Below are 20547 nucleotides of genomic sequence, written 5' to 3' on the forward strand. Positions count from 1 at the left end.
CGACGTAGCGCCGCACCTGTCCTAGCTCGGCTTTCGCCAACGCCCCGGTCGTGTCATTTTACACAAACAACCGTTGGAGGCGAAAAAGTTGAGTGAAGAAACCGAAGGCCGGCGACCCAACCCGGTCGATCTGCACGTCGGCGGTCGAGTCCGTATGCGTCGCAAGCTGTTGGGCGTGAGCCAGGAACAACTGGCCGATTCCCTGGGCCTGACGTTCCAGCAGGTCCAGAAGTACGAGCGTGGCGCCAACCGCGTCAGCGCTTCGAAACTGTATGAGATCGCCCGCACCCTGCAGGTGCCGGTGTCCTTCTTCTTCGACGGCCTTGCCGACCCGATGAGCGGCGCCGAAGAGGACGAAGTCGGCCACCACGCCGAACGCGTCGTTCAGGAATTCCTGACCACGCCGGAAGGCCTGGAACTGGCCGAAGTGTTCCCGAAGATCAACCGCGGCCGCGTCCGTCGCCAAGTGCTGGACCTCGTCCGCGCCATGGCCGAGGAAGCCGCCCGCGCCGACGCCTGATCCTCGCGACCACCGAGTAAAAGCTTAGAAGAGCCTCGCCTCCCCCCAGGCGAGGCTTTTTCTATGGAAGACGCCTTAGCCGGTGCTGGCCCGGCTCTGGGCCGCCAGCCAGATCCGCTTAGCGGTCTGCAGGCTGGCGGGGGCGAGGCCCCGCAGGTCGTGGCTGCGCAGGAAGGTCACGCCCAGCTCGCGATCCTTGCGCCAGGCCACCTTCACGTCGTGGGCGAAGCCGCCGACCAGGTCGACCAGTTGCAGGCTAGCGGGCGGGGTCGAGCCCGAAAGCATCAGGATGCGCGCGCCGCCGTCCGAGACGTCCTTGATCACGCAGTCCCAGGCGAAGGCGCCGCACAGCACCTTGCCCGACCTGTTGGTGTTCAGGCGCGGCGCAGCGCGACGATCGGCCCCCGTGCCTGAATCAAACCTCGACATGACCTCAACAACGCACGGCGCGGTTAATCGGTCGTCGTTTTAGGTGGTTTTTCCGCCGTTTACCCAAGCTTGGCAGTGGATGAACGCGGGGACGGGTCAGGCCGCGTCGCGCCCGGGCTCTGGACGCCAGCCATTGGCCAGCAGGTCCAGCGCCATCAGGTGCGCCAGCTCCAGCACCTGGCCTTCCAGGCTGTCGAGCAGCTCCAGGCGGCGCGCCGGCGACGGCGTGTGGGCGTAGAGGGCGCACAGCACGTGCAGGCGGGCGCGGATGCTGGGCGGCTGGAAGTCCGAGTGCAGCACGGACGGCGCCGACAGCTCGGCCTCGGAGACCCCGAGACGTCCGAACGCTCCGGCGGGCGCGTCCTCGGGCGCCTCGCCCAGGCCCGGCCACGATTGCCCATGGCGCTGTCCGTGACCCTGCTGCTCGTACGACTTCCTGGACATGATCGAACTACGCTTTCCTTCCTCGGGGTTAGAACTCATCAGGCCACCAGGGCCGGGACGCCGCAGCGCATGCCGTTGGTCCTCACGTCGGCCTCGCCCAGACCCACGCCCACCAGGGCGGTCAGACGGTTGATCGCCACGTCGAGCGGCGCGGCGGCGGCCGAAAGCACGGGCTTGAGGGCCGTCAGGATCGCGGACTCGCCCAGGCCCAGTTGCAGGCCCAGCAGGTTGACGTCCAGCGACAGGTCGCCCAGCAGCGTCGCGACCGTGGTGGAGACCAGATCGTTGGTCTTGACGGTCTTGACCGTGCCGGCCTTCACGTCGGCGCTGCTGAACACGACATTGCGGAACGAGGCCCCGCCCAGGTCGACCTTGGACGAGCCGTCGACGGTGAACAGCGGCGCCTGGACGATCCGGGCCTTGGTCGGGCTGAGCCCCACCTTGAAGTTGGACAGCTTGCTGGTGTCGATCTGGCCGATGGTCAGCGAGCCGACGCTGGGCTTGACCGCCAGGGTGGTCGTGCGGGCCTTGCAGTCCAGCGCCGCCAGCTTGGCCTCGCCGGAGGCCAGCTCCACCAGCAGCGGGACCTTGACCTGCGCCAGACCGCCGAGGATGCCCGAGCCCAGCAGCTTGGCCTCGACATAGAGCCGGGTCTGGGCGGTGCGGATGACCACCGACTTGTCCTGCGTCACGGTCATGTAGGGCGAGTTGTTCATCGGCTCGCCGATGGCCAGCCAGGCGTCGACATCGGCTAGGCCCGGGATGGCGGTCCCCAGGTCGAGCTGGACCTGCCGGGCGCCGTTGCTGAGCATCAGCATGGCGTTGGCCAGTTGCATGGCGTCCGTGCCGATGCCCGCGCTGGAGCCGCCGGCCACATGGTCCTGGCCGCCGTAGGGACCAAGGTCGACCAGGGTGCTGAGCTTGACGCTCTCGCTGGAGGCCGTGGCCGAGGCCAGCACGGTGGCGGCGCTGGCCGCGCGGCTCTCGCCGGCGGCGTTGAGCACATCCGACAGCACCGACAGCGCCTTGCCGGTCTTGACGTCGGTCGCCAGCAGGTCGTCGTAGCTGGCGGCGTTGATCCCCAGCTTGGCGTCCAGGGCGTCGAGATAGGTGAAGAGGTCGACATCGGCCTGGGCCAGGGCGTCGTAATCCATCACCGACAGGCTGACCTTGCTGCCGGTCAGGCCGCTCAAGAGAGCATTGGCGACACCGGCGTCGAGGCTCGCCAGTCGCGTGCCGATCGAGAAACTGGCCAGGTCGGCCCGCGTGGCCGTCGCCTGGCGGCGGATCGGGACGGACTTCCGGCCAAGCAGGGCCTGGGCGAAGATCAGGCTGGCTTCGCCTTGCAGGGTGACGCGCACGGCGTCGGGTTCGGTCTCGCCGGGCTGGAAGCGCTTGTCGGGTCCGCCGGCCGCGCGCGGATCATAGCGGCCGCGGACGACGTTCGCCGTCACCGTCGCGCCGATCGGGTTGACCGCCAGCGTGGCGTCGGCGGCGGCCTGCGCCCGGGCGAGATCGCCGGCGGCGGCCAGGGCCGCCAGGTCGGCCACGCCCTGCAGGCGGCGCGACTGCAGATAGACAGAGCCGAGATCGACGGCCATGGCGGCCAGGCCGACGCCGCCGGTCAGCGCGGCCGCGGCGATGATCGCCACGCCGCCTTCCTGGTCGCGGAGCCAGCGGCGCAGCATTCAATAGCCTCCCAGGCGCACCGAGGCCTGGCGCGTGATCATGCTCGAGGGCATCGGCGCGATCTTGGCGAAGGCGAAGACCACGGTGTTGGAAGCGTCATAGGACACCGAAACCACGGCCCGGTCCGTGCGCTCGCTGACGGTGGTCTTGAGCAGGGCGGCGCTCAGTCCGGCGTAGTCGGCCGCGCCCTGGGTCGCGGCGGCCTTGGCCAGGGACTCGCGCTCGGCGCCGTTGAGGCCGGCCACGGCCGCCCGCGCGGCGTCGTTGGCGACCTGCTGCACCGAGTGAGCCATCCAGAAATAGGTCCCCCACCCGAGCATGCCGACCAGGAGAACGATAAGCATCGGGCAGACCAGCGCGAACTCGACCAGGGCCGTACCCGCCTGGTCGCCGCCGAACCTGCTGAAGAACCGCTGTCTGCGCATAGGCGCCTCCCGCACCTGTTCCTTGGTGGGACGAACCTAGGCCGTGGTTGGCTGCGGCGGAGTTTTTGCGGAAAATCCGCGTTATTTGAAGTTCGCGCATAAGGAAATGCGGCTCGCTGCGACGTTGTGCCACTGGGTCGGAGCCGTTGTTCCCAAACTCCCGTGGCGGTAACTTTAAGTCGCAACCGACCAACCATTCCGAGAGTTTGTTTCAGCGATTGCGTAGCGTCCGGATTTTGCGTGGATCTGGAGAAAGAGACATGAAGTCGCGCGACATCGCGCCGGCCCGGGTGACCGCCGGAGAGATAAGCAGAAACTTTGGCCAGTGGCAGGACGTGGCCCTGTCAGGCCCGGTGATCGTGACCCATCACGGCCGCCCCCGCGTCGTGATGATCTCGGCCGAGCACTACGCGGCCGCGGGTCTCGACGAGGGACCAGCCGGATTCGACAACGACTCCGCCCTGCAGACTGTCGAGACGGCCCGTTCGGCGATCCTTGGCCATCTCAACGAAGCCTTCGTGGCGCTGGACCCCGACCTGCGGATCACCGCGGTCAACACCGTCTTCGAGGACCTCAAGGGCGCCAGCGCCGCTCAGTTGGTCGGCCTGGCCTGGAACGAGGTGTTCAGCGCCCCGGTGCAGGCCCTGATCGGCGAGCAGTTCCGCCGCGTGCTGCGCACCGGCGAGACGCTGGAGTTCGAATCCGAATCCACCGTGCAGTCGGGGCGGTCGTTCGGCGTGCGGGTGTTCCCCTACCCCGGCGGCGTGGCGGCCCTGTTCGTCAACCGCACCGAGGAACGCGACCTGCGCGCCCGCCTCGACCGCGCCTCGGCGCTGGAGGCGGCGTTGTCGGTGCTGCCCGGCGTAGCCACCGCGCGCCTGAACATCCGAGGCGTGCTGGCCGCGATGGATGCCGACTTCCTGCGGCTGACCGGCTTTTCGGACGCCGAGCTGCGCGACTGCCGGCTCAGCGACATCGTGCGTCCGGCCGAACGCCGCGCCCTGACCCAGGCCATCGAGCACGCCTTGCAGGGCGAAGCCCCCGCCCGCCTGCCGGTGACCCTGCTGGTCAAGGACGGCGCCGAGCGCGTGGTCGAACTGGCCCTGGCCACGATCCGTCGGGACGGGGTTCCCGAGGGCGTGCTGGCGGTGCTGTCGGCCTGATCCGGCGCAGTTGAACTTGACCGGATGGAATATTCGCGCGGGCGAGCCGGCCTGAGCGCTTGTTTTTTCGACGCCCTCGGGGCAAAGCCAAAACGTTGATTTTCGTATACGGAAATAACGTCATGGCGGCCTCGCCTCCCACGCACCCGATCGACCGACATGTCGGCGCCATGATCCGCGCCCACCGGCGCGCCGCGGGCGTGTCGCAGGAAGAAATGGGCGCGGCCCTGGGCCTGACCTTCCAGCAGATCCAGAAGTACGAGACCGGCGAGAACCGCATCAGCGCCTCGAAACTGGTCGAGGTGGCCCGCGCGCTGTCGCTGCCCGTTGGCGCGCTGTTCGAGGGCGTCGACGTCGTGGCCGGCGGCGGCGAAAGCCTGGTCGCCCGCTTCATGAGCCTGCGCGACGCCGCCCCGTTCATGGCCGCCGCCGTCGCCCTGCCCGAACCGGTGCGCAACGAGATCTTCCGCCTCGCAACGGTCTACATGGCCGAGGAAGCCGCGGCCTCCTGAGCACGGGGCGTACCTAAATGATCGTCACCGAATGCGACGCCGTCAGCGCGCCGTCGAGGGTGCAGGCCGGTGATCCGGGAACGATCGTGCTCAAGAAACTGGCCGTGCTCGGTGATCCGTTCGTCCAGCCGACGGTCGTCGCCCCGGCGCAGATCGAGGGCGCGGCGAAGCCCATCCAGATCATGATCGAGGAGGTGCTGGTCGGCACGACGATCCAAGGCGTGCCGCTGGGCGTCACAAGCCAGCCGCATTGCCAACTGCCCGGCGCCACCTCCACGTCGGTGATCGTCGCGGTCGCGCCGCCGCTGGCGATATCGCCCGTCAGCCTGACGCTACAGTCGACCAACGTCGATTGAGAGATGGTGAGACTTCCATCCATCGTGAAACCCGAGACCGGGTTCGGCGTGAACGTCGCCGCCGAGGCCGAACCGGCGGCCGCCATGAGGACGGTGGCGGACAGAGCAACAACGCACTTCATCAGGCTTGTCTCCCCAATCGCAATTTATCGTTTATCGGCGATATTTACATAGACTTAAGTTGCGTTGCAATTGACCGAGCGGCCACATAGGCCCGACCACCGTGGAATCAGGACGGACACCGCGCCGAACGGCGGCGCAAACGCCGCCCTCACGGACGCGCCCAAACAGCAGCAAGCGCCCGCAAAGCAGCATTAATTCAAGGAATTGTCGGGAGAAACCGTTGGTGGCTGGGGGCGGGATCGAACCGCCGACCTGTGGGTTATGAATCCACCGCTCTAACCATCTGAGCTACCCAGCCGCCGAAGCGGAGCGGGCTTATAAGCGCAAACCGGGGCGGGCTTCAAGCCCGGTTTGCGATCTCATCCACAACTGCGCTCAAACGCCTGGCCAGACTGTCGGGACCATAGTCGGCCAGCACGTCGGCGCGCGCCTTGCGACCAAAGCCCACGGCGGCGGCGGGATCGGCGATCAGGTCGGCCAGGGCGTCGGCCAGGGCGGCGGCGTCGCCGGGCGGCAGCAGGCGGCCGCTGGCGCCCTCGACGATCATTTCGTCAGGCCCGGGAATGGCGCTGGCGGCGACGGGCAGGCCGACGGCCATGGCCTCCAGCAGCACCAGCGGGAAGCCCTCCTGGTAGGACGGGAAGGCGAAGAGGTCGCCCGTGGCCAGGAAAGCCGAGGCGTCGCGCCAGCCGACCAGCCGCACGCGGTCGCCCAGGCCGTGCTCGGCGATCAGGCCCTCGAGCTTGCCGCGCTCGTCGCCCTCGCCGGCGATCTCGACCTCGAACGAGAGACCGCGGTCACGCAGGAGCGCGGCGGCGGCGACCAGCACGTCGAAGCCCTTCTTGGGGTGCAGGCGGCCGGCGGCGACGATGCGCGGCGGCCGGCCGGGGTCGGCGAACGGCTGGGCCAGCACCGTCGGGATCTTCACGGCGTTGGGCACGAAGTGCACGCGGCTTGCCGGGACGCCCCGCTCGACCGCCAGCTCGGCCAGGTGGCGACCTACGCAGATATAGTCGGTGCGAGTGGTCTCGATGTCGAACACCGGCTTGTGCACGCAGATCGCCAGGCGGGCGGACTTCGGCGCGGCCTTCTCGAACAGGCGCGCCGGGCGCTGGCCATGGCTGAGGATGATCGCCGGCTTCACCGCCCGCACGATCCGGCGGGCCGCGCCCAGGGTCAGGGGGTCCCAGTCGGTATGGGCGGGCATCGACAGCAGCGGCGGGGTGCGGCCGCTCTGCGCCTTGGCCACCGCGCCGCCGCCCCTGACCACGCCGGCGCAGATCCCGCCCCGGCGCGCGGCCCAGGCCTCGAGGATCGGCTGGTAGTCGAGGAAAACCTGCTCCAGTCCGCCCAGACCCTTGCCCAGCATGGCGTGCAGGATGGCGGTCAAGGGCGGGCTCCGGGAAAGACGAGGGGAAGCGGCGGAAACTTCCCCGCGCCGCTCGCGGTGTCAATGGAGGGAGAGAAATGGGCCCCTCCCCCCTCGCCCGTGGGAGGAAAAGCCGGTTATGGTCGCTCCATGCGCTCTTCATTGCTCTTCGCCGCCTCCGCCCTGCTCGCCATCGCCGCCTGCGGCCCCGGCGAGGCTCAAGACAGCAGCGCCCCGGCCGTGACGGCCGACGGCGGCCCCGTGGAGACGCGCCCCGCCAACGCGCCCGACCAGAAACCCGCCTTCGCCGGCCAGACCCGCGCGCCCCTCAAGGCCGCCGGCGTCGAGTACCAAGTGCAGGTCGTGGCCAAGGGGCTGGACCACCCGTGGGCCATAGCCTTCCTGCCCGACGGCTCGGCCCTGGTCACCGAGAAGTCGGCCGGCCGCCTGCGGGTGCTGGGCAAGGACGGCAAGCTGTCGGCGGCCGTCGCCGGTCTGCCGGCGGTGGACGCCAACGGCCAGGGCGGCCTGCTGGGCCTGGCGATCGACCCGAACTACGCGGAAAACGGCCTCGTCTACTGGAGCTATGCCGAGCCCCGCGACGGCGGCAACGGCACGGCCGTGGCCCGCGGCAAGCTGGTTGCGGGCGCCGCGCCCAAGGTCGAGAACGTCCAGGTCATCTGGCGCCAGACCCCCACCCTGGCCTCGTCGCTGCACTTCGGCGGCCGCCTGGTGTTCGCCCGCGACGGCAATCTCTTCATCACCACCGGCGAGCGCTCGATCCTCGAAGGCCGCCGCCAGGCCCAGCACCTCGACGGCACGCTGGGCAAGGTGGTGCGGATCAAGCCCGACGGCGCGATCCCGGCCGACAACCCCTATGTCGGCCAGGCCGGGGCCAAGCCCGAGATCTGGTCGATCGGCCACCGCAACCTGCAATCGGCCGCCATCAATCCCAAGACCGGCGAGTTGTGGACCGTCGAGCACGGCGCCAAGGGCGGCGACGAGCTGAACATCCCCCGCGCCGGCAAGAACTACGGCTGGCCGTCGATCACCTACGGCGAGGAATATTCCGGCAAGCCGATAGGCGAAGGGATCACCGCCAAGGAAGGCCTGGAGCAGCCGATCTACTACTGGGATCCGGTGATCGCGCCCTCGGGCATGGCCTTCTACGAAGGCGCCCTCTTCCCGGCCTGGAAGGGCAGCCTGCTGGTCGGCTCGCTGAAGGAGCATCACATCGCCCGCCTGACGCTGGACGGCGACAAGGTGGTCGGCGAGGAGCGCATCGCCGTCGAGTTCGGCGAGCGTATCCGCGACGTCGTGGTGGGACCCGACGGCGCCGTCTGGGCCGTGACCGACGAGGACGACGGCAAGGTGATCCGGATCGCGCCGAAGGGCTGAGGCCGGCCCTCGGCCGGCTTCGCGTCAGTCCACGTCGCGGCGGGCGCGCCAGGCCTTGCGGGCCTCCGAGGGCTTGCCCTTGACCAGGGCGCCGGCCGCGAGGCCTGCCAGGAACGACGCGGTGGGATGGGCCAGGATGATGTCGGCCACCCGCTCCTCGATGGGGGCCTTGCGCTCCCTGGCCTGCTGGTTGGACTGGGCCAGGGCCCAGACCGCCACCACCGCCGCGGCGATGGCCGCCACTATGGCGTGGGCCCAGGCCGCCCCGACCAGCGCAGCCAGGAAGGCGAAGACCGCCATCGCGCCCGACACCGCCGCGATCGCCGCGGCCATGACCAGGCCCGCGCCGCGCACCAGGCGCGAAGTCAGCCTGTCGATGAAATCGTCCACCATCGCCCTCTCCGTCGAACAGCCTTCGGAGCTAACGCACGAAGCGGGGATTGGTGTCAGCCAGCCGACTCAAGCAGATCGGCCACCGCTTCGCCGATGGCCAGGCTGCTGGTCAGGCCGGGGCTTTCGATTCCGAACAGCGCCACCAGGCCGATCAGGCCGTGGCTGTCTGCGCCGCGCAGCTGGAAATCCGGCTGCGGTTCATCGGGGCCATGGATCTTAGGGCGCACGCCGGCGTAGTCCGGGGTGAGCGCCCCGTCGGGCAGGCCCGGCCAGAACTTGCGGATATAGGCGGCGAAGGCCTGCGCCCGGGCCGGGTCCACCGAATAGTCCGGCGCCGGCACGTACTCCAGGTCGGGTCCGAACACCGCCTGGCCGCCCATGTCATTGCGGTAATGGGTGCCCAGCGCCCCGTGGATCGGCGGCGGATATACGAGGCGCTGGAACGGCGCCTTGCCCATCAGGCGGAAATAGACGCCCTTGCCATAATGGGCCTTCGGGATCTGCTCTTTCGGGAAGCCCTCGATGCGGTCCGCCACGTCCTGCGCCGACAGCCCCGGGGCGGTGACCAGCAGGCGACAGGTCAGGGTCGTGGGCTCGGCGCCGCCGGCCCGCACAGAAAAGCCGCCGCCCTCCAGCGGGGCCGCGCCCTCGAAGGGCGTGCCGATCACCACCGCACCGCCGGCAGCCTCGATCTCGCCGTGCAGGGCCAGCATGTAGTCGTGACTGGCGAAGACCCCGCTCTCGGGCGACAGCAGGGCGGCGTGGGCGTTGAGGCCCGGCTCCAGCGCCACGGCCTGCGCGCCGGACAGTCGCTCCATGCCCTCGACGTCGTTGGCCAGGGCCTGGTCCCAGATGGCGTCCAGGCGGGCGACCTCGTCGTCGCTGGTGGCCACCACCAGCTTGCCGCACTTCTTGTAGGCGACCTTGTGGGCGTCGAGGAACGCATAGAGCCGCCGGCGGCCCTGCACGCACAGCCGCGCCTTCAGCGAACCGGTGGGATAGTAGAGCCCGCCGTGGATCACCTCGGAATTGCGCGACGACACGCCCTGGCCGATGTGCCCCTCGGCCTCCAGCACCGCCACCACAAGGCCCCGCTGCGACAGCGCATAGCCGCAGGCCAGCCCCACGGCGCCCGCGCCGACCACGACGGCGTCGAAATCGAAGTCTTGGGTCATCTGATGATCTTTGGCAGTCGCGCGCCGTGGATGACGCGCTCGACGAACACGGCCTTATTGGAAACGCGGTAGAGAAGGATGTAGGGCCTGACAGACAGGCCTCGGACACCCTCGCCGTAGACGGGCGTCAGCGGAGCCATCTCGGGCGTCTCGCACAGAGCCTGAGCGCTATCGATCAATCGGGCGACAAAGCGTCGGGCCGCGATAGGACGATCGGCGGCAATCCAGTCGCCGATACCGATAAGGTCGAGTTCCGCACGCCGCGAAAACCGAAGACGCCTCAATCCTCGCCCTCGCCGTAGCGCTGGCGCAGCCTCGCGAATACTGCCTCGGCATCCTGGTAGTCGTCTTCGGCGATCGACCTGTCGATGGAACGTCGAACCGCTTCGACATCGTCCGTAACGCCGAATTCGAGACGGTCGGCCAAGGCCTGCGCTGCGACAAACACCGCTTCGCTCACGCTTTCGAACTGGCCATCCTCGACGGCCGGGCGGAACCGTTCGGCGAGAGTCGGCGGGATGAAGTGCCTATCGGGATGTCGAACGGGCTTGTTCATGGCCCCAAGCCTACCACGCCCTGCTCGGCACGCCACCGCCCGAGCGGCAGAACCCCGGCGCATCCCTCGCGTTGCCTTCAAGGACACGAGGAAGCCTCGCCGATGACAGATCAGACCGCCGCCGCACCGCCCCGGCAGGAGCTCGTCCGAGCCATCGGACCGATGCAGATGACGCTCTATGCGGCCGGCAGCATGATGGGCGCGGGCATCTACGGCCTCATCGGCAAGGCGGCCGGCCAGGTCGGCGCGATGGTCTGGGCCTCGTTCCTGGTGGCGCTGGTCGCCGCCCTGCTGACGGGACTGTCCTATGCCTGCCTGGCGTCGCGCTATCCCCGGGCCGGGGGAGCCGCCTATGTCACCCATCGGGCCTTCGACCGGGGTCTGCTGACCCACCTCGTCGGCATGGCCACCGCCTGCTCGGGCCTGACCTCGATCGCCGCCGGCGCCTGGGTGATCGGCGAGAACCTCAATACCTTCGCGCCGCTGGCGGCGGCGCCGCCGGTCGTGATCGCCCTGGCCTACGCCCTGCTGATGGCCGGGATCGTCTTCCGGGGCATCAAGGAGTCGATCTGGGCCAATCTCGTCTGCACCTTCGTCGAGGCCGGCGGCCTGCTGCTGGTGATCGTGGTCGGCGCGCGGTTCTGGGGGACGCAGGACCTGTTCGAGGTCCCTGCCCCGTCGCAAGGCGCGTCGACCGGGCTGGTTCCCCTGCTGATCGTCCAAGGCGCAGCCCTGACCTTCTTCGCTTTCGTCGGCTTCGAGGACTCGATCAATGTCGGCGAGGAGGTGAAGAACCCGCGCCGCGACCTGCCTCTGGGCATCCTGCTGGCCATGGGGATCACCGCCCTGCTGTACATCGGCGTGGCGATCACCGCCGTTTCGGTGGTTCCCTGGCGCGAGTTGGGCGAGGCCAAGGCCCCGCTGGCCCACGTGATGACCACCGCAGCGCCGTGGCTGCCGGGCTGGGCCTTCGTGGTCATCACGGTCTTCGCCGTCGCCAACAGCGCGTTGGTCAACTACGTCACCGCCTCGCGGCTGCTCTACGGCATGGCCCGCGACGGACGCCTGCCCGCACCGCTGTCGAAGGTGCACACCACCCGCAAGACGCCGCACGTGGCCATACTGGTGCTGCTGGCGATCATCGTGGTGCTGGTCCTGTCGGGCGGCGTCGCCCAGTTGGGCGAGGCCACGACCCTGCTGCTGCTGGCGGTGTTCACCGTGGTCAACCTTGCCCTGCTGGTCCTTCGCAAGCGCCCGGGCGAAAGGAAGGGCGCCTTCGAGCCGCCGGCCTTCGTGCCGACCCTGGGTGCGATCGTCTGCCTGGGGCTGATCGTCGTGCGCGTCAGCACCGGCGCCCTGGCCGCGCCCCTGACGGCGGGGGCGCTTCTGCTGGCGGCGCTGGCGCTCTATGCGCTGATGAAAGGAAGGGCGAACGCCGAGTCAGGCTCGCCGGAACGTTGAGCGTCGCGACGAACCCGGCCATAAGGGCGCGGGGGATTTTCCATGACCGCGACGACACCTTTTCTCGCCCTGCTGATGGGCCTCGCCGTCGCCGGCTCCGTCGCAGCCGAGCCTGCGCCCCCGTCCAGGGAGCTCGTCGACGGCGTCGTGTGGCAGCGCAAGCCCAGCGCCAACGACATGTCCAACTATTATCCCGATCGAGCCCAAAGGCGGGATCTGGGCGGCTGGGCCCTGCTGCGCTGTCGTGTTCAAGCCGATGGCTATCTGGAGGCCTGCCGCGCCCCAGTGTCGTTCCCCAAGGGCGAAAACTTCGACGATATGGCCCTGAAGCTGGCTGACAAGTTCCGCATGGCGTCCACCACCGAGGACGGGCAGGCGGTCGCGGGCGCGATGATCACCATTCCGATCACGCTGTTGACCCCGAGCGGGCGAAACAATCCTCGGCTTCCCATGCCCGATCTGGGGCGCGATCCTGGTCCCCGATCCGGAGGGGATAATGCCCTGCGACTTCGACAACCGGACCGCGGCCCAGTGCGCCGTGCACGGGCTAAGCTGGAAGACCATGCCGACCGTCGGCCTCTTCGGCCCGCTCGCGGCGGCCATCGGCCCGGAGAACGGTCTGGCCAACCTGCAATGCACCGCCAAGGCCGGCAAGCTTATCGACTGCCGCGCCATGGGCGACAGCCTGACCCAGGCGGGCCGCGACGCGATGCTGTCGCTCGCGCCGCGCTACGCCCCGCCCGAGCGCACCTGGAACGGTCAGAAAGTGGACGGCCGTCAGGTGATCGCCATCTTCGACTGGGCGGCCCTGAACGCGACCTACGCTCCACTCTACAACGACGCGCCGAACTAGAGACTCGGGAGGGCCTCAGCCCTCCCACTGCCCCCACAGCCTGACGGCCGTCGCCTTGGCTTTCTCGACGGCGGCCTCCTTGACGTGGCCGTAGCCGCGGATCTCGGAGGGAACCTCGGCCAGCTTCACCGCCAGAGCCTTGTTCTCAGCCCGCAGGCCGGCGCCCAGGCGGTCCAGCGTGACCTCGTAGTCGGCGATCAGGCCGCGCTCCATCCGGCGCTCCTCGGTCTTGCCGAAGATGTCGAAGGCCCCGCCGCGCAGGCCTTTCATCCGGGCGATCATCGGGAAGGCCAGGTCCAGCATCCAGCCGCCGAAGGCGATCTTCTTCGGCCTGCCGTCCTTGCCCTTGGGCGCGATCAGCGGCGGCGACAGCCAGACCTTGGCCTTGCCGCCCTTGAAGGTTCCGGCCAGCTCACTTGCGAAGCGGCCGTCGGTATAGAGGCGGGCGACCTCGTACTCGTCCTTGTAGGCCATCAGCTTGTAGAGGTTGGTCGCCGCCGCGCGGGTCAGCGGCAAGTCAGCCCCCTCGCCCACCACCGCGACCTCGGCATGGCGCAGCTTGGCGATGCGCTCGGCGTAGCGGGCGGCGTAATGGGCGTCCTGGTAGGCGACCAGATCCTCGACCCGACGGGCGATCAGGGCGTCCAGCGGCTCGGTCTGGGGGGTGACGACGTCGACCGGCTTGTCGCCGGCCGCGGCCGGGTCGAAGGCGATCTGGCGGCCCAGTTCGAAGGCCTGCAGGTTGGCCTCGGCGTCCACCCCGTTCAGCTTGATGGCGCGATAGAGGGCGCGGCTGGAGACCGGGATCACCCCGCGCTGCCAGGCGAAACCGACCATGATCATGTTGGCGTAGATGGCGTCGCCGAAGCGGCTCTCGGCCAGGCGCTGGGCCGGGCAGGCGTCGAAGGCCTTGGTGGCGGCCTTCACCCGGCGGGCCATGGCGCCGCCGTCGAACTTCACGTCGCGGCTGGTGACGAAGTCGGCGGTTGGCGCAAAATCGCTGTTGCCGAAGGCCATGGTCCGGTCCTTGGCGTAGAGGGCCAGGGCCTCGGGGCTGGCGGCGACCAGCAGGTCGCAGGCGATCAGCACGTCGGCGCTGGCGGCCGGCACGCGGCCGCCGACCACCGTCTCCTCGGTCTCGCCGATCTTGACGTGGCTGAACACCGAGCCGCCCTTCTGCGCCAGGCCCGTCATGTCGACCACGCTGCCGGCGCGGCCGTCGACATGGGCGGCCATGGCCAGGATCGAGGCCACGGTCGTCACGCCCGTACCGCCAACGCCGGTGAAGATGATCCGGCGCACGCCGTGGAACTCTTCGAAGGCCGGCAGCGGCGTAGAGTCGGCCGACAACGGCGCGGGCTTGGCCTTCTCGCCGGCCTTTTCGGCCCCTTCCAGGGTGACGAAGGACGGGCAGAAGCCCTCCAGGCACGAATAGTCCTGGTTGCAGCTGGACTGGTTGATCTTGCGCTTGCGGCCGAAGGCCGTGTCGAGCGGTTCGACCGACACGCAGTTGGACTTCACCGAGCAGTCGCCGCAGCCCTCGCAGACCAGCGGGTTGATGAAGACCTTCTGGGTCGCCTTGGCCATGGTCCCGCGCTTGCGGCGGCGGCGCTTCTCGGTGGCGCAGGTCTGGTCGTAGAGCAGCACGGTGGTCCCGGGCGTGTCGCGCAGGGCCTTCTGCACGGTCATCAGCTCGGACCGCGGGAACACCTCGACACCGGGGGCCAGGCCGCTGACCCCGGCATAGCGTTCCAGCTCATCGACGACGATGACCGTCTTGGTCACGCCCTCGCTGGCCAGTTGGCGGGTGATCTGGGCCGGGGTGAAGCCGCTCTCGGCGCGCTGGCCGCCGGTCATGGCCACCGCGTCGTTGAACAAGAGCTTGTAGGTGATGTTGGCCCCGGCCGCGACGGCGGCGCGGATGGCGAGGGATCCCGAGTGGTTGTAGGTGCCGTCGCCCAGGTTCTGGAAGACGTGCTTCTCGGTGGTGAAAGGCGCGGCGCCCACCCAGGTCAGGCCCTCGCCGCCCATGTGGGTGTTGAGGTCGGTCGACGGGTCGTTGAAGCCGGCCATGTAGTGGCAGCCGATCCCCGCCAGCGCCCGGCTGCCTTCCGGCAGCTTGGTCGAGGTGTTGTGCGGGCAGCCCGAGCAGAAGAACGGCTTGCGGGCCTGGTCCGAGGCCAGGCTGACGGCGGCGACGCCGGCGGCAGAGACGCGGTTCAGATAGGCCCGCGCCCGCTCCATGTGCGGGCCGTCGGGCAGGCGGTCGTAGATGGCCAGGGCGATTTCGGCCACCGACAGCGAGCCCAACTCCGACAGCAGCGGATGGCCCTTCTCGTCGGTCTTGCCGATGATCCGCGGACGGGCCTGGGCCGGCAGGTCGTAGAGCGCGGCCCGGGCCTGGGGCTCGATCAGGGCGCGCTTGTGCTCGATGACCATCAGGGTTTCGAGGCCGGCGGCGAAGGCGCGCAGGCCCAGCGGCTCCAGCGGCCAGGGCATGCCCACCTTGTAGACCGAGACGCCCAGGTCGGCGGCTTCCTGCAGGCTCATGCCCATGGCCGAGAAGGCCTCCAGCACATCCTTGTAGGCCTGCCCCTGGCAGACGATGCCCAGGCGGGCCTTGCCCACCCGCACATGCGAGCTTCCCAGCACCACGCGGTCGATCTGGTTGGCGCGGGCGAAGGCCAGGGCCGCGGGGATCTTGTGGAGGCGGAGACGACGCTCCTTCTCCATCGGCTGGTCCTTCAGCCGGATGCCCAGGCCGCCGGGCGGCATGGCGAATTCGGGAATGACCGCCTGGTGGCGACCCAGCGAGACATCGATCGTGACGCCGCTGTCCATGGTGTCGGCCAGGGCGATCAGGCCGGTCCACAGGCCCGAGAACCGCGACATGGCGATGCCCAGGATGCCGTAGTCCAGCACCTCCTGCACGTCGGCGGGCGACAGGACGGGGATCTCGAAGTCCTGGAAGGCGAATTCCGACTGCGACGGCAGGGTCGAGCTCTTGCAGGCATGGTCGTCGCCGGCCACGGCCAGGACGCCGCCGGTCGGGAACGTGCCGGCGAAATTGGCGTGCTTGAAGACGTCGCCGGTGCGGTCGACGCCCGGCGCCTTGCCGTACCACATGCCATAGACGCCATCGTGCGTGGCGCCGGGGAAGAGGTTGGCCTGCTGGCTGCCCCAGACGGCGGTGGCGGCCAGATCCTCGTTCAGGCCTTCCTTGAAGACCACGTCGTGGGCGGTGAGCAGCTTCTTTATACGCGCGGCCTGCTGGTCGAGGCCGCCCAGGGGCGAGCCGCGATAGCCCGACATGAAGCCGGCGGTGTTCAGCCCGGCGAGTCGATCCAGGCGCTTTCTATCGAGCAGCACACGGAGCAGCGCCTGCACGCCAGTGATGAAGGCGCGACCATCTTCGAGCACATATTTGTCGTCGAGCGTGACTTCCGAGTGCCGCATGGCAAAAATTTTCCTCCCGGGTCTTTTCGCCCGTAAGGCAATATCTTATAGAAGCGCGGAAATTGTTTGCCCAAGGCGTGCCCGACTCGGGCGGGCTTTGCGCAAGATCGACGCGTCAAACACCCTCTGGGGGGAGGAATTCTTGTCCGAACAACTCGACGCCGTGGATGCCAAGATCCTGGATCTCATCCAACACGACGCCGGACTGTCCGTCGCCGAGATCGCCGAGCGAGTCGGGCTGTCTTCCAGCCCGTGCTGGCGGCGTATCAAGCGCCTCGAGGACGCCGGCGTCATCCAACGCCGCGTGACCATCCTGGACCGCGAAAAGCTGGGCCTGGGCTTTGAGGTCTATTGCACCGTGAAGCTGTCGCTGCCGACCAAGGAAAACCTCGAAACCTTCGAGCACGCGGTCGCCAAGTGGGCCGAGGTGGTGCAGTGCGCCACCGTGACCGGCGCAGCCGACTACGAGATGCGCATCGTCACCCGCGACATGCACGCCTTCGACGAATTCCTGCGCGACAAGATCCTGTCGCTGGGCCTGGTGTCGAACATCGAGAGCCGCATCGTCATCCGCGGCGTCAAGAACTCGACCGCCGTGCCGCTCGGCCTGGTCAGCCCCTACGTCAGCCCCCTGAGCTGAGGGAACTCGCCTCGAGGGCGGCGGGGGCCGCCCTCGACGAGACCTCTTGCATCCGGCGACGGAGCGTCCTCCACTAGGATCAAGGTCGGGCCATGTCGACCGGGAGGACACGCCCCATGGGCCAGCATCGCGTCGAGCACGCGCCGGGCGAAGAGCGCTACCGCTCGTTCGCCGACTTCTATCCCTTCTATCTCTCCGAACACGCCAACCGCACCAGCCGCCGGCTGCACGTGGTCGGCACCGGCCTGGTGATCATCAGCCTGGTGATGGGCTTCACGGTCAGCGCGTGGTTCTTCCTGGTCGCCCCGCTGGTCGGCTACGGCTTCGCCTGGGTCGGGCACTTCGTGTTCGAGAAGAACCGCCCCGCCACCTTCACCTATCCGCTCTACAGCCTGATGGGCGACTTCAGGTTGTTCTTCGAGACGGTGGCCGCCCGCCGCCGCTGGTGACGAGGCCAAGGCAAGATCGGCGCTGAGTGGGCGCTCGCCATCCCACACCGCGCATCCCCGCGAAGGCGGGGACCCAAGCTGAATCTCAGGATAGAGATCGGCAGCGAGCACCTCCCCAACCTCGGCTTGGATCCCCGCCTTCGCGGGGAAGGACGGGATTGAGCAGGTTGATCGATCTGATGTCGATCGAGCCCTGGATCCGAGACCGCGCTTTTCGAAACTGGCGCCGCACTTGCTCCACAGGGTGGCAAGCGACCCAATTCGAGAAAGCCGCCGCCTCATGTTCCAGAAGAAGAAAGACGCCCCCGCCCCGCTGGCCCTGGAGCCGCTGGCGGCCGCTCCGACGCCCGCCCCGCTGGCCCAGGCCGCCGCTCCGGCCCCGCCGCCGCGCCCCAAGCCCGCCTCGCTGATCGCCCAGGGCCTGACCATCCGCGGCGACGTCTCCGGCGACGGCGAACTGCACCTGGACTGCGTGGTGGTCGGCGACATCAAGGTGGGCAAGCTGGTCCTGGGCCCCAACGGGCGGGTGGAAGGCTCGATCGCCGCCCAGGCCGTCGAGATCCACGGCAAGGTGATCGGCGCCCTCGCCGCCCGCCAGGTGCGGCTCTACGGCACGGCCAAGGTCGAGGGCGACATCGCCCACGAACAGCTGGCCATGGAAAGCGGCGCCGATTTCCAGGGCCGCAGCGTCAAGTTCACTCGCCCCGCGCCGCAGCCGGTCCCCGCCCCTGCCCCGGCGCCTGCCGCCGCTCCGGCTCCTTACGCCCCCGCCGTCGGCTGATCCTCTGGCAACCGGGCGGCGCGTCCGCGTATTGTTGGGATCGAAGCGCTTCGCCGCGCCTCGCTTTTCGGGACAGTACGCCGATGACCACCGCCGCCCGCCTCGCCCTCCTTCTCGCCGCGCTGACGGCGGCCGCCGCCTGCTCGCGCAGCGACGACAAGGCCGGCGCCCCGACGGCCGGCGCGGCGACACCCTCTGCCGAAAGCGAAGCAGCCGCCGTGGCCGGCGGACCGCCCAAGCCCCTGCGAGCCGGCCTCTGGAAGACTACCGCCCGCTCGCCCAGCGGCGAACAGAGCACCACCCAGTGCATCGGCGAAGGCCACGACCCCGCCGCCGAAGCCGCCAAGGCCGCCCCGTGCGGCAAGCCGCAGGTCACCCAGGTCATCGACGGCTTCACGCTGGAACTGACCTGCCGCAAGGACGCCGTCACCTACAGCCTGGCCGGCGTGGTGAAGGGCGACTTCCAAACCCGCACCACCACCGATCTGGAGATGAAGGTGCAGGCCTACGGCGCCTCCAAGGTCATGCGGCTGCACACCGAAAGCGTCTATGTCGGCCCTTGCGAAGCCAGGGATGAACCGGCGCCTGCGCCCAAGACCTAGTCACCAAGCCTAGCTCAAACACCTTATGTGGCTCCCGAGCCACAAACGCCGAGCTTCGCAGGGAACGTCGCTTTTTTGCAGGAACAGCAAGGCTTGTAGGTTCATTGTCTCTGCATGGGGGTTCCGTGAGTTCGAGGAGCCGATGACGATGAGCGGTCCGCATCTGACCGTCGTGCCGGAAGAAACCGCCGGCGCCGAAGTCTACAACCTGACCCGGGGGCCGGAGACGACGGCCCAACGCCTGCAACGCCTGCAACAAGAAGCCCGCCAGCTGGCCCGCGAGGAAGTCGAGGCCCTGGAGCGGGACCTGATCGCCCTGGGCGAGCGGGCCATGCAGATCGCTCACGGGGGCGAGGCCTATGCGGTCGGCTTGCGGGAGATGGCCTCGCGGCTGTCGTCCGACCTGCCCCAGAAGGCCCAGTCGCTGCGCGCCATCCTGGAACGCACGTCCCGCGACTGAGCTCGAAAAGCAAACGGCCCGGAAGCAAAGCCTCCGGGCCGTCGAATTCCTTCCAGCCTGATCGGCTCCGGGCTTAGAGGCCCGGCAGCTTGATCTTGCCTTGCTTGTCGCGGCTGATGATCACCGCGCCGCCGCCGGTCAGCGTCTTCAGGCGCGCCTCTTCGGCGGCCGCGTCGACCGGCACGGGCGCCGTGGCGCCGGCTTCCGCCGCGGTCACCGCGCCGGCGGTCTTGTCGTCCTTGCGCCAGAACATGACCTTCTTGGCGAAGCTCTCGTCCTTGTGGGCCAGGTCGCCGTTCTCGTCGTCGACGACGAAGCGGATCAGCGGGTCTGCCTTGTCGACACCGGCCTTGGAGACAAGCAGCTTCTCGCCGTCCGTGCGGTTGGCGGCCATGCTCTGGCCCAGCAGCGCCTGGCGCGCGGCGCTTTCCGGCTGCAGTTCCTGCGGACGCGGCTCGCCGGGCGCCGGCGGGCGCAGGCTGTAGTCGGGCGGAACGACGAGCGGGGCCTTGGTGACGACGCGGAACTCGTCGGGGACCACCTTGCTCATGCCCAGGGCCTTCGAGGCCGACTGGCAGCCGGCCAGACCGGTGGCGGCCACGGCGGCCAGCACGCTCAGGGTCGCAACCCGGTTGAACTTCATGAACCCATGCTCCAGCGGCCGCCCCCGGGGCCGAAAATCGGACGCCCTCGATACGACATCCGAAGGCGGGCGCCAATGTCCTTCGAATTTGTGGCCTTGCTTGGGCGCTAAGCCCCGGTTTGGCCCCTATTCCGTCTGGTGCGACAGCTTCTTCTCTTCACCGATGAAACTGTCCAGCAACAGGAACGCCACCCCGACCGAGATGCCCGAGTCGGCGACGTTGAACACCCAGGGGAAGTAGAGTCGCGATACGTCGATGAAGTCGACGACGTAGCCGTAGATCACCCGGTCGATCAGGTTGTTGCCGATCGCCCCGCCGATGATCATGCCCAGGCCCAGGGCCGTCAGCGGCCGCACAGCCTTGCGCGCCCAGATTCCCAGGCCGACCACCACCGCCGCCGAAAAGATCGTCAGCAGCCAGCGCCCCCACTCGGCGTGGTCGCGCAGCAGGCCAAAGCTCATGCCGTAGTTATGGACCATGGTCAGCTTGACCGGACCCAGCAGCGAGGCGCTGGAGCCCTGGGCCGAGCCCAGCAGGCCCAGCACCCAGAGCTTGGAGATCTGGTCGAGCACCACCGTGGCGACGGCGACGGCGTAGGCGGTCCAGCCCAGGCGGGTGATCTTCAAGGCAGCCACGTTCGTTCTCTCAT

General features: G+C 68.8%; 24 protein-coding genes, 1 tRNA gene and 1 pseudogene. 13 read left to right on the plus strand and 13 right to left on the minus strand.

All coding sequences use genetic code 11. The annotated features are described in order from the left end of the window. Positions 1–88: 88 nt before the first annotated feature. Complete coding sequence (locus tag P7A99_RS14600; protein ID WP_058348070.1) at positions 89–520, plus strand: helix-turn-helix domain-containing protein; 432 nt, start codon at positions 89–91, stop codon at positions 518–520. A 75-nt stretch (positions 521–595) separates the two neighbouring features. Here P7A99_RS14600 and P7A99_RS14605 read toward each other — a convergent pair whose 3' ends face one another. From P7A99_RS14605 to P7A99_RS14620, 4 genes are all read right to left on the minus strand, one after another. Continuing rightward, entirely contained in the window at positions 596–949 is a 354-nt protein-coding gene (locus P7A99_RS14605) for a PilZ domain-containing protein (RefSeq protein ID WP_277794545.1), read from the minus strand. Between the two features lie 96 nt (positions 950–1045). Further along, positions 1046–1393, minus strand: coding sequence for a hypothetical protein (locus tag P7A99_RS14610; protein ID WP_277794546.1), 348 nt, complete (start codon positions 1391–1393; stop codon positions 1046–1048). 38 nt (positions 1394–1431) lie between these two features. Next, positions 1432–3081 carry a pilus assembly protein TadG-related protein gene (locus P7A99_RS14615; RefSeq protein WP_277794547.1) on the minus strand — a complete coding sequence of 550 codons (1650 nt, stop codon included), beginning with the start codon at positions 3079–3081 and terminating at the stop codon, positions 1432–1434. After that, positions 3082–3507 carry a TadE/TadG family type IV pilus assembly protein gene (locus tag P7A99_RS14620; RefSeq protein ID WP_277794548.1) on the minus strand — a complete coding sequence of 142 codons (426 nt, stop codon included), beginning with the start codon at positions 3505–3507 and terminating at the stop codon, positions 3082–3084. A gap of 260 nt (positions 3508–3767) precedes the next feature. On the opposite strand from P7A99_RS14620, the gene P7A99_RS14625 reads away from it, so the two are divergent. The 3 genes from P7A99_RS14625 to P7A99_RS14635 all read left to right on the plus strand — a co-directional run bounded on the left by P7A99_RS14625 (position 3768) and on the right by P7A99_RS14635 (position 5538). Further along, the gene (locus tag P7A99_RS14625; RefSeq protein WP_277794549.1) at positions 3768–4670 is read left to right on the plus strand and encodes a PAS domain-containing protein; all 903 of its coding nucleotides are present in this window, start codon (positions 3768–3770) and stop codon (positions 4668–4670) included. A gap of 122 nt (positions 4671–4792) precedes the next feature. After that, on the plus strand, positions 4793–5182 hold the full coding sequence (locus tag P7A99_RS14630) for a helix-turn-helix domain-containing protein (RefSeq protein WP_277794550.1): 390 nt from the start codon (positions 4793–4795) through the stop codon (positions 5180–5182). 17 nt (positions 5183–5199) lie between these two features. Then, a complete protein-coding gene (locus tag P7A99_RS14635; RefSeq protein ID WP_277794551.1) occupies positions 5200–5538 on the plus strand; it encodes a hypothetical protein in 339 nt (112 codons plus the stop codon). A 344-nt stretch (positions 5539–5882) separates the two neighbouring features. Here the strand turns inward: P7A99_RS14635 and P7A99_RS14640 are convergent. Both P7A99_RS14640 and P7A99_RS14645 read right to left on the minus strand, forming a co-directional pair. Further along, a tRNA-Met gene (locus P7A99_RS14640) sits at positions 5883–5959 on the minus strand. 42 nt (positions 5960–6001) lie between these two features. Further along, entirely contained in the window at positions 6002–7051 is a 1050-nt protein-coding gene (locus P7A99_RS14645; protein WP_277794552.1) for a glycosyltransferase, read from the minus strand. Between the two features lie 129 nt (positions 7052–7180). Here P7A99_RS14645 and P7A99_RS14650 point away from each other — a divergent pair, with 129 nt between their 5' ends. After that, positions 7181–8428 carry a PQQ-dependent sugar dehydrogenase gene (locus tag P7A99_RS14650; RefSeq protein WP_277794553.1) on the plus strand — a complete coding sequence of 416 codons (1248 nt, stop codon included), beginning with the start codon at positions 7181–7183 and terminating at the stop codon, positions 8426–8428. Between the two features lie 24 nt (positions 8429–8452). Here P7A99_RS14650 and P7A99_RS14655 read toward each other — a convergent pair whose 3' ends face one another. The 4 genes from P7A99_RS14655 to P7A99_RS14670 are packed head-to-tail and all read right to left on the minus strand — an operon-like array spanning position 8453 to position 10552. Further along, positions 8453–8821: a hypothetical protein gene (locus P7A99_RS14655; RefSeq protein ID WP_277794554.1), complete on the minus strand. Its 369-nt coding sequence runs from the start codon at positions 8819–8821 to the stop codon at positions 8453–8455. Positions 8822–8874: 53 nt separating this feature from the next. Then, on the minus strand, positions 8875–9996 hold the full coding sequence (locus P7A99_RS14660; protein WP_277794555.1) for an NAD(P)/FAD-dependent oxidoreductase: 1122 nt from the start codon (positions 9994–9996) through the stop codon (positions 8875–8877). Continuing rightward, the gene (locus tag P7A99_RS14665; RefSeq protein WP_277794556.1) at positions 9993–10280 is read right to left on the minus strand and encodes a type II toxin-antitoxin system RelE/ParE family toxin; all 288 of its coding nucleotides are present in this window, start codon (positions 10278–10280) and stop codon (positions 9993–9995) included. The genes P7A99_RS14660 and P7A99_RS14665 overlap by 4 nt, the downstream gene beginning before the upstream one ends. After that, complete coding sequence (locus tag P7A99_RS14670) at positions 10277–10552, minus strand: hypothetical protein (protein WP_277794557.1); 276 nt, start codon at positions 10550–10552, stop codon at positions 10277–10279. Before P7A99_RS14670 ends, P7A99_RS14665 begins: the two co-directional genes overlap by 4 nt. A 102-nt stretch (positions 10553–10654) precedes the next feature. Here P7A99_RS14670 and P7A99_RS14675 point away from each other — a divergent pair, with 102 nt between their 5' ends. From P7A99_RS14675 to P7A99_RS14680, 3 genes and pseudogenes are all read left to right on the plus strand, one after another. Then, on the plus strand, positions 10655–12013 hold the full coding sequence (locus P7A99_RS14675; RefSeq protein ID WP_277794558.1) for an APC family permease: 1359 nt from the start codon (positions 10655–10657) through the stop codon (positions 12011–12013). A 177-nt stretch (positions 12014–12190) separates the two neighbouring features. Continuing rightward, positions 12191–12412, plus strand: a pseudogene (locus P7A99_RS25220) (energy transducer TonB); the annotation flags it as partial. 97 nt (positions 12413–12509) lie between these two features. Next, positions 12510–12866 carry a hypothetical protein gene (locus tag P7A99_RS14680; RefSeq protein WP_277794559.1) on the plus strand — a complete coding sequence of 119 codons (357 nt, stop codon included), beginning with the start codon at positions 12510–12512 and terminating at the stop codon, positions 12864–12866. Between the two features lie 15 nt (positions 12867–12881). On the opposite strand, the gene P7A99_RS14685 is transcribed toward P7A99_RS14680, so the two are convergent. Next, positions 12882–16322, minus strand: a complete 3441-nt coding sequence (locus P7A99_RS14685; RefSeq protein WP_277794560.1) for an indolepyruvate ferredoxin oxidoreductase family protein — start codon at positions 16320–16322, stop codon at positions 12882–12884. Between the two features lie 142 nt (positions 16323–16464). On the opposite strand from P7A99_RS14685, the gene P7A99_RS14690 reads away from it, so the two are divergent. The 5 genes from P7A99_RS14690 to P7A99_RS14710 all read left to right on the plus strand — a co-directional run bounded on the left by P7A99_RS14690 (position 16465) and on the right by P7A99_RS14710 (position 19254). Continuing rightward, the gene (locus P7A99_RS14690; RefSeq protein WP_116490685.1) at positions 16465–16962 is read left to right on the plus strand and encodes an Lrp/AsnC family transcriptional regulator; all 498 of its coding nucleotides are present in this window, start codon (positions 16465–16467) and stop codon (positions 16960–16962) included. A 116-nt stretch (positions 16963–17078) separates the two neighbouring features. Beyond that, complete coding sequence (locus tag P7A99_RS14695; RefSeq protein ID WP_277794561.1) at positions 17079–17411, plus strand: Mpo1-like protein; 333 nt, start codon at positions 17079–17081, stop codon at positions 17409–17411. Between the two features lie 280 nt (positions 17412–17691). Continuing rightward, complete coding sequence (locus tag P7A99_RS14700; protein ID WP_277794562.1) at positions 17692–18192, plus strand: bactofilin family protein; 501 nt, start codon at positions 17692–17694, stop codon at positions 18190–18192. Positions 18193–18275: 83 nt separating this feature from the next. After that, the gene (locus P7A99_RS14705) at positions 18276–18794 is read left to right on the plus strand and encodes a DUF3617 family protein (RefSeq protein WP_277794563.1); all 519 of its coding nucleotides are present in this window, start codon (positions 18276–18278) and stop codon (positions 18792–18794) included. A 148-nt stretch (positions 18795–18942) separates the two neighbouring features. Next, positions 18943–19254 carry a hypothetical protein gene (locus P7A99_RS14710; protein WP_277794564.1) on the plus strand — a complete coding sequence of 104 codons (312 nt, stop codon included), beginning with the start codon at positions 18943–18945 and terminating at the stop codon, positions 19252–19254. 73 nt (positions 19255–19327) lie between these two features. Here P7A99_RS14710 and P7A99_RS14715 read toward each other — a convergent pair whose 3' ends face one another. Then, complete coding sequence (locus P7A99_RS14715) at positions 19328–19897, minus strand: DUF3035 domain-containing protein (RefSeq protein WP_277794565.1); 570 nt, start codon at positions 19895–19897, stop codon at positions 19328–19330. Between the two features lie 126 nt (positions 19898–20023). Beyond that, entirely contained in the window at positions 20024–20533 is a 510-nt protein-coding gene (gene lspA / locus P7A99_RS14720) for a signal peptidase II (protein ID WP_277794566.1), read from the minus strand. Between the last annotated feature and the right edge of the window lie 14 nt (positions 20534–20547).

The sequence above is a fragment of the Caulobacter endophyticus genome, assembly GCF_029543245.1.
Classification (GTDB): Bacteria; Pseudomonadota; Alphaproteobacteria; order Caulobacterales; family Caulobacteraceae; genus Caulobacter; species Caulobacter endophyticus_A.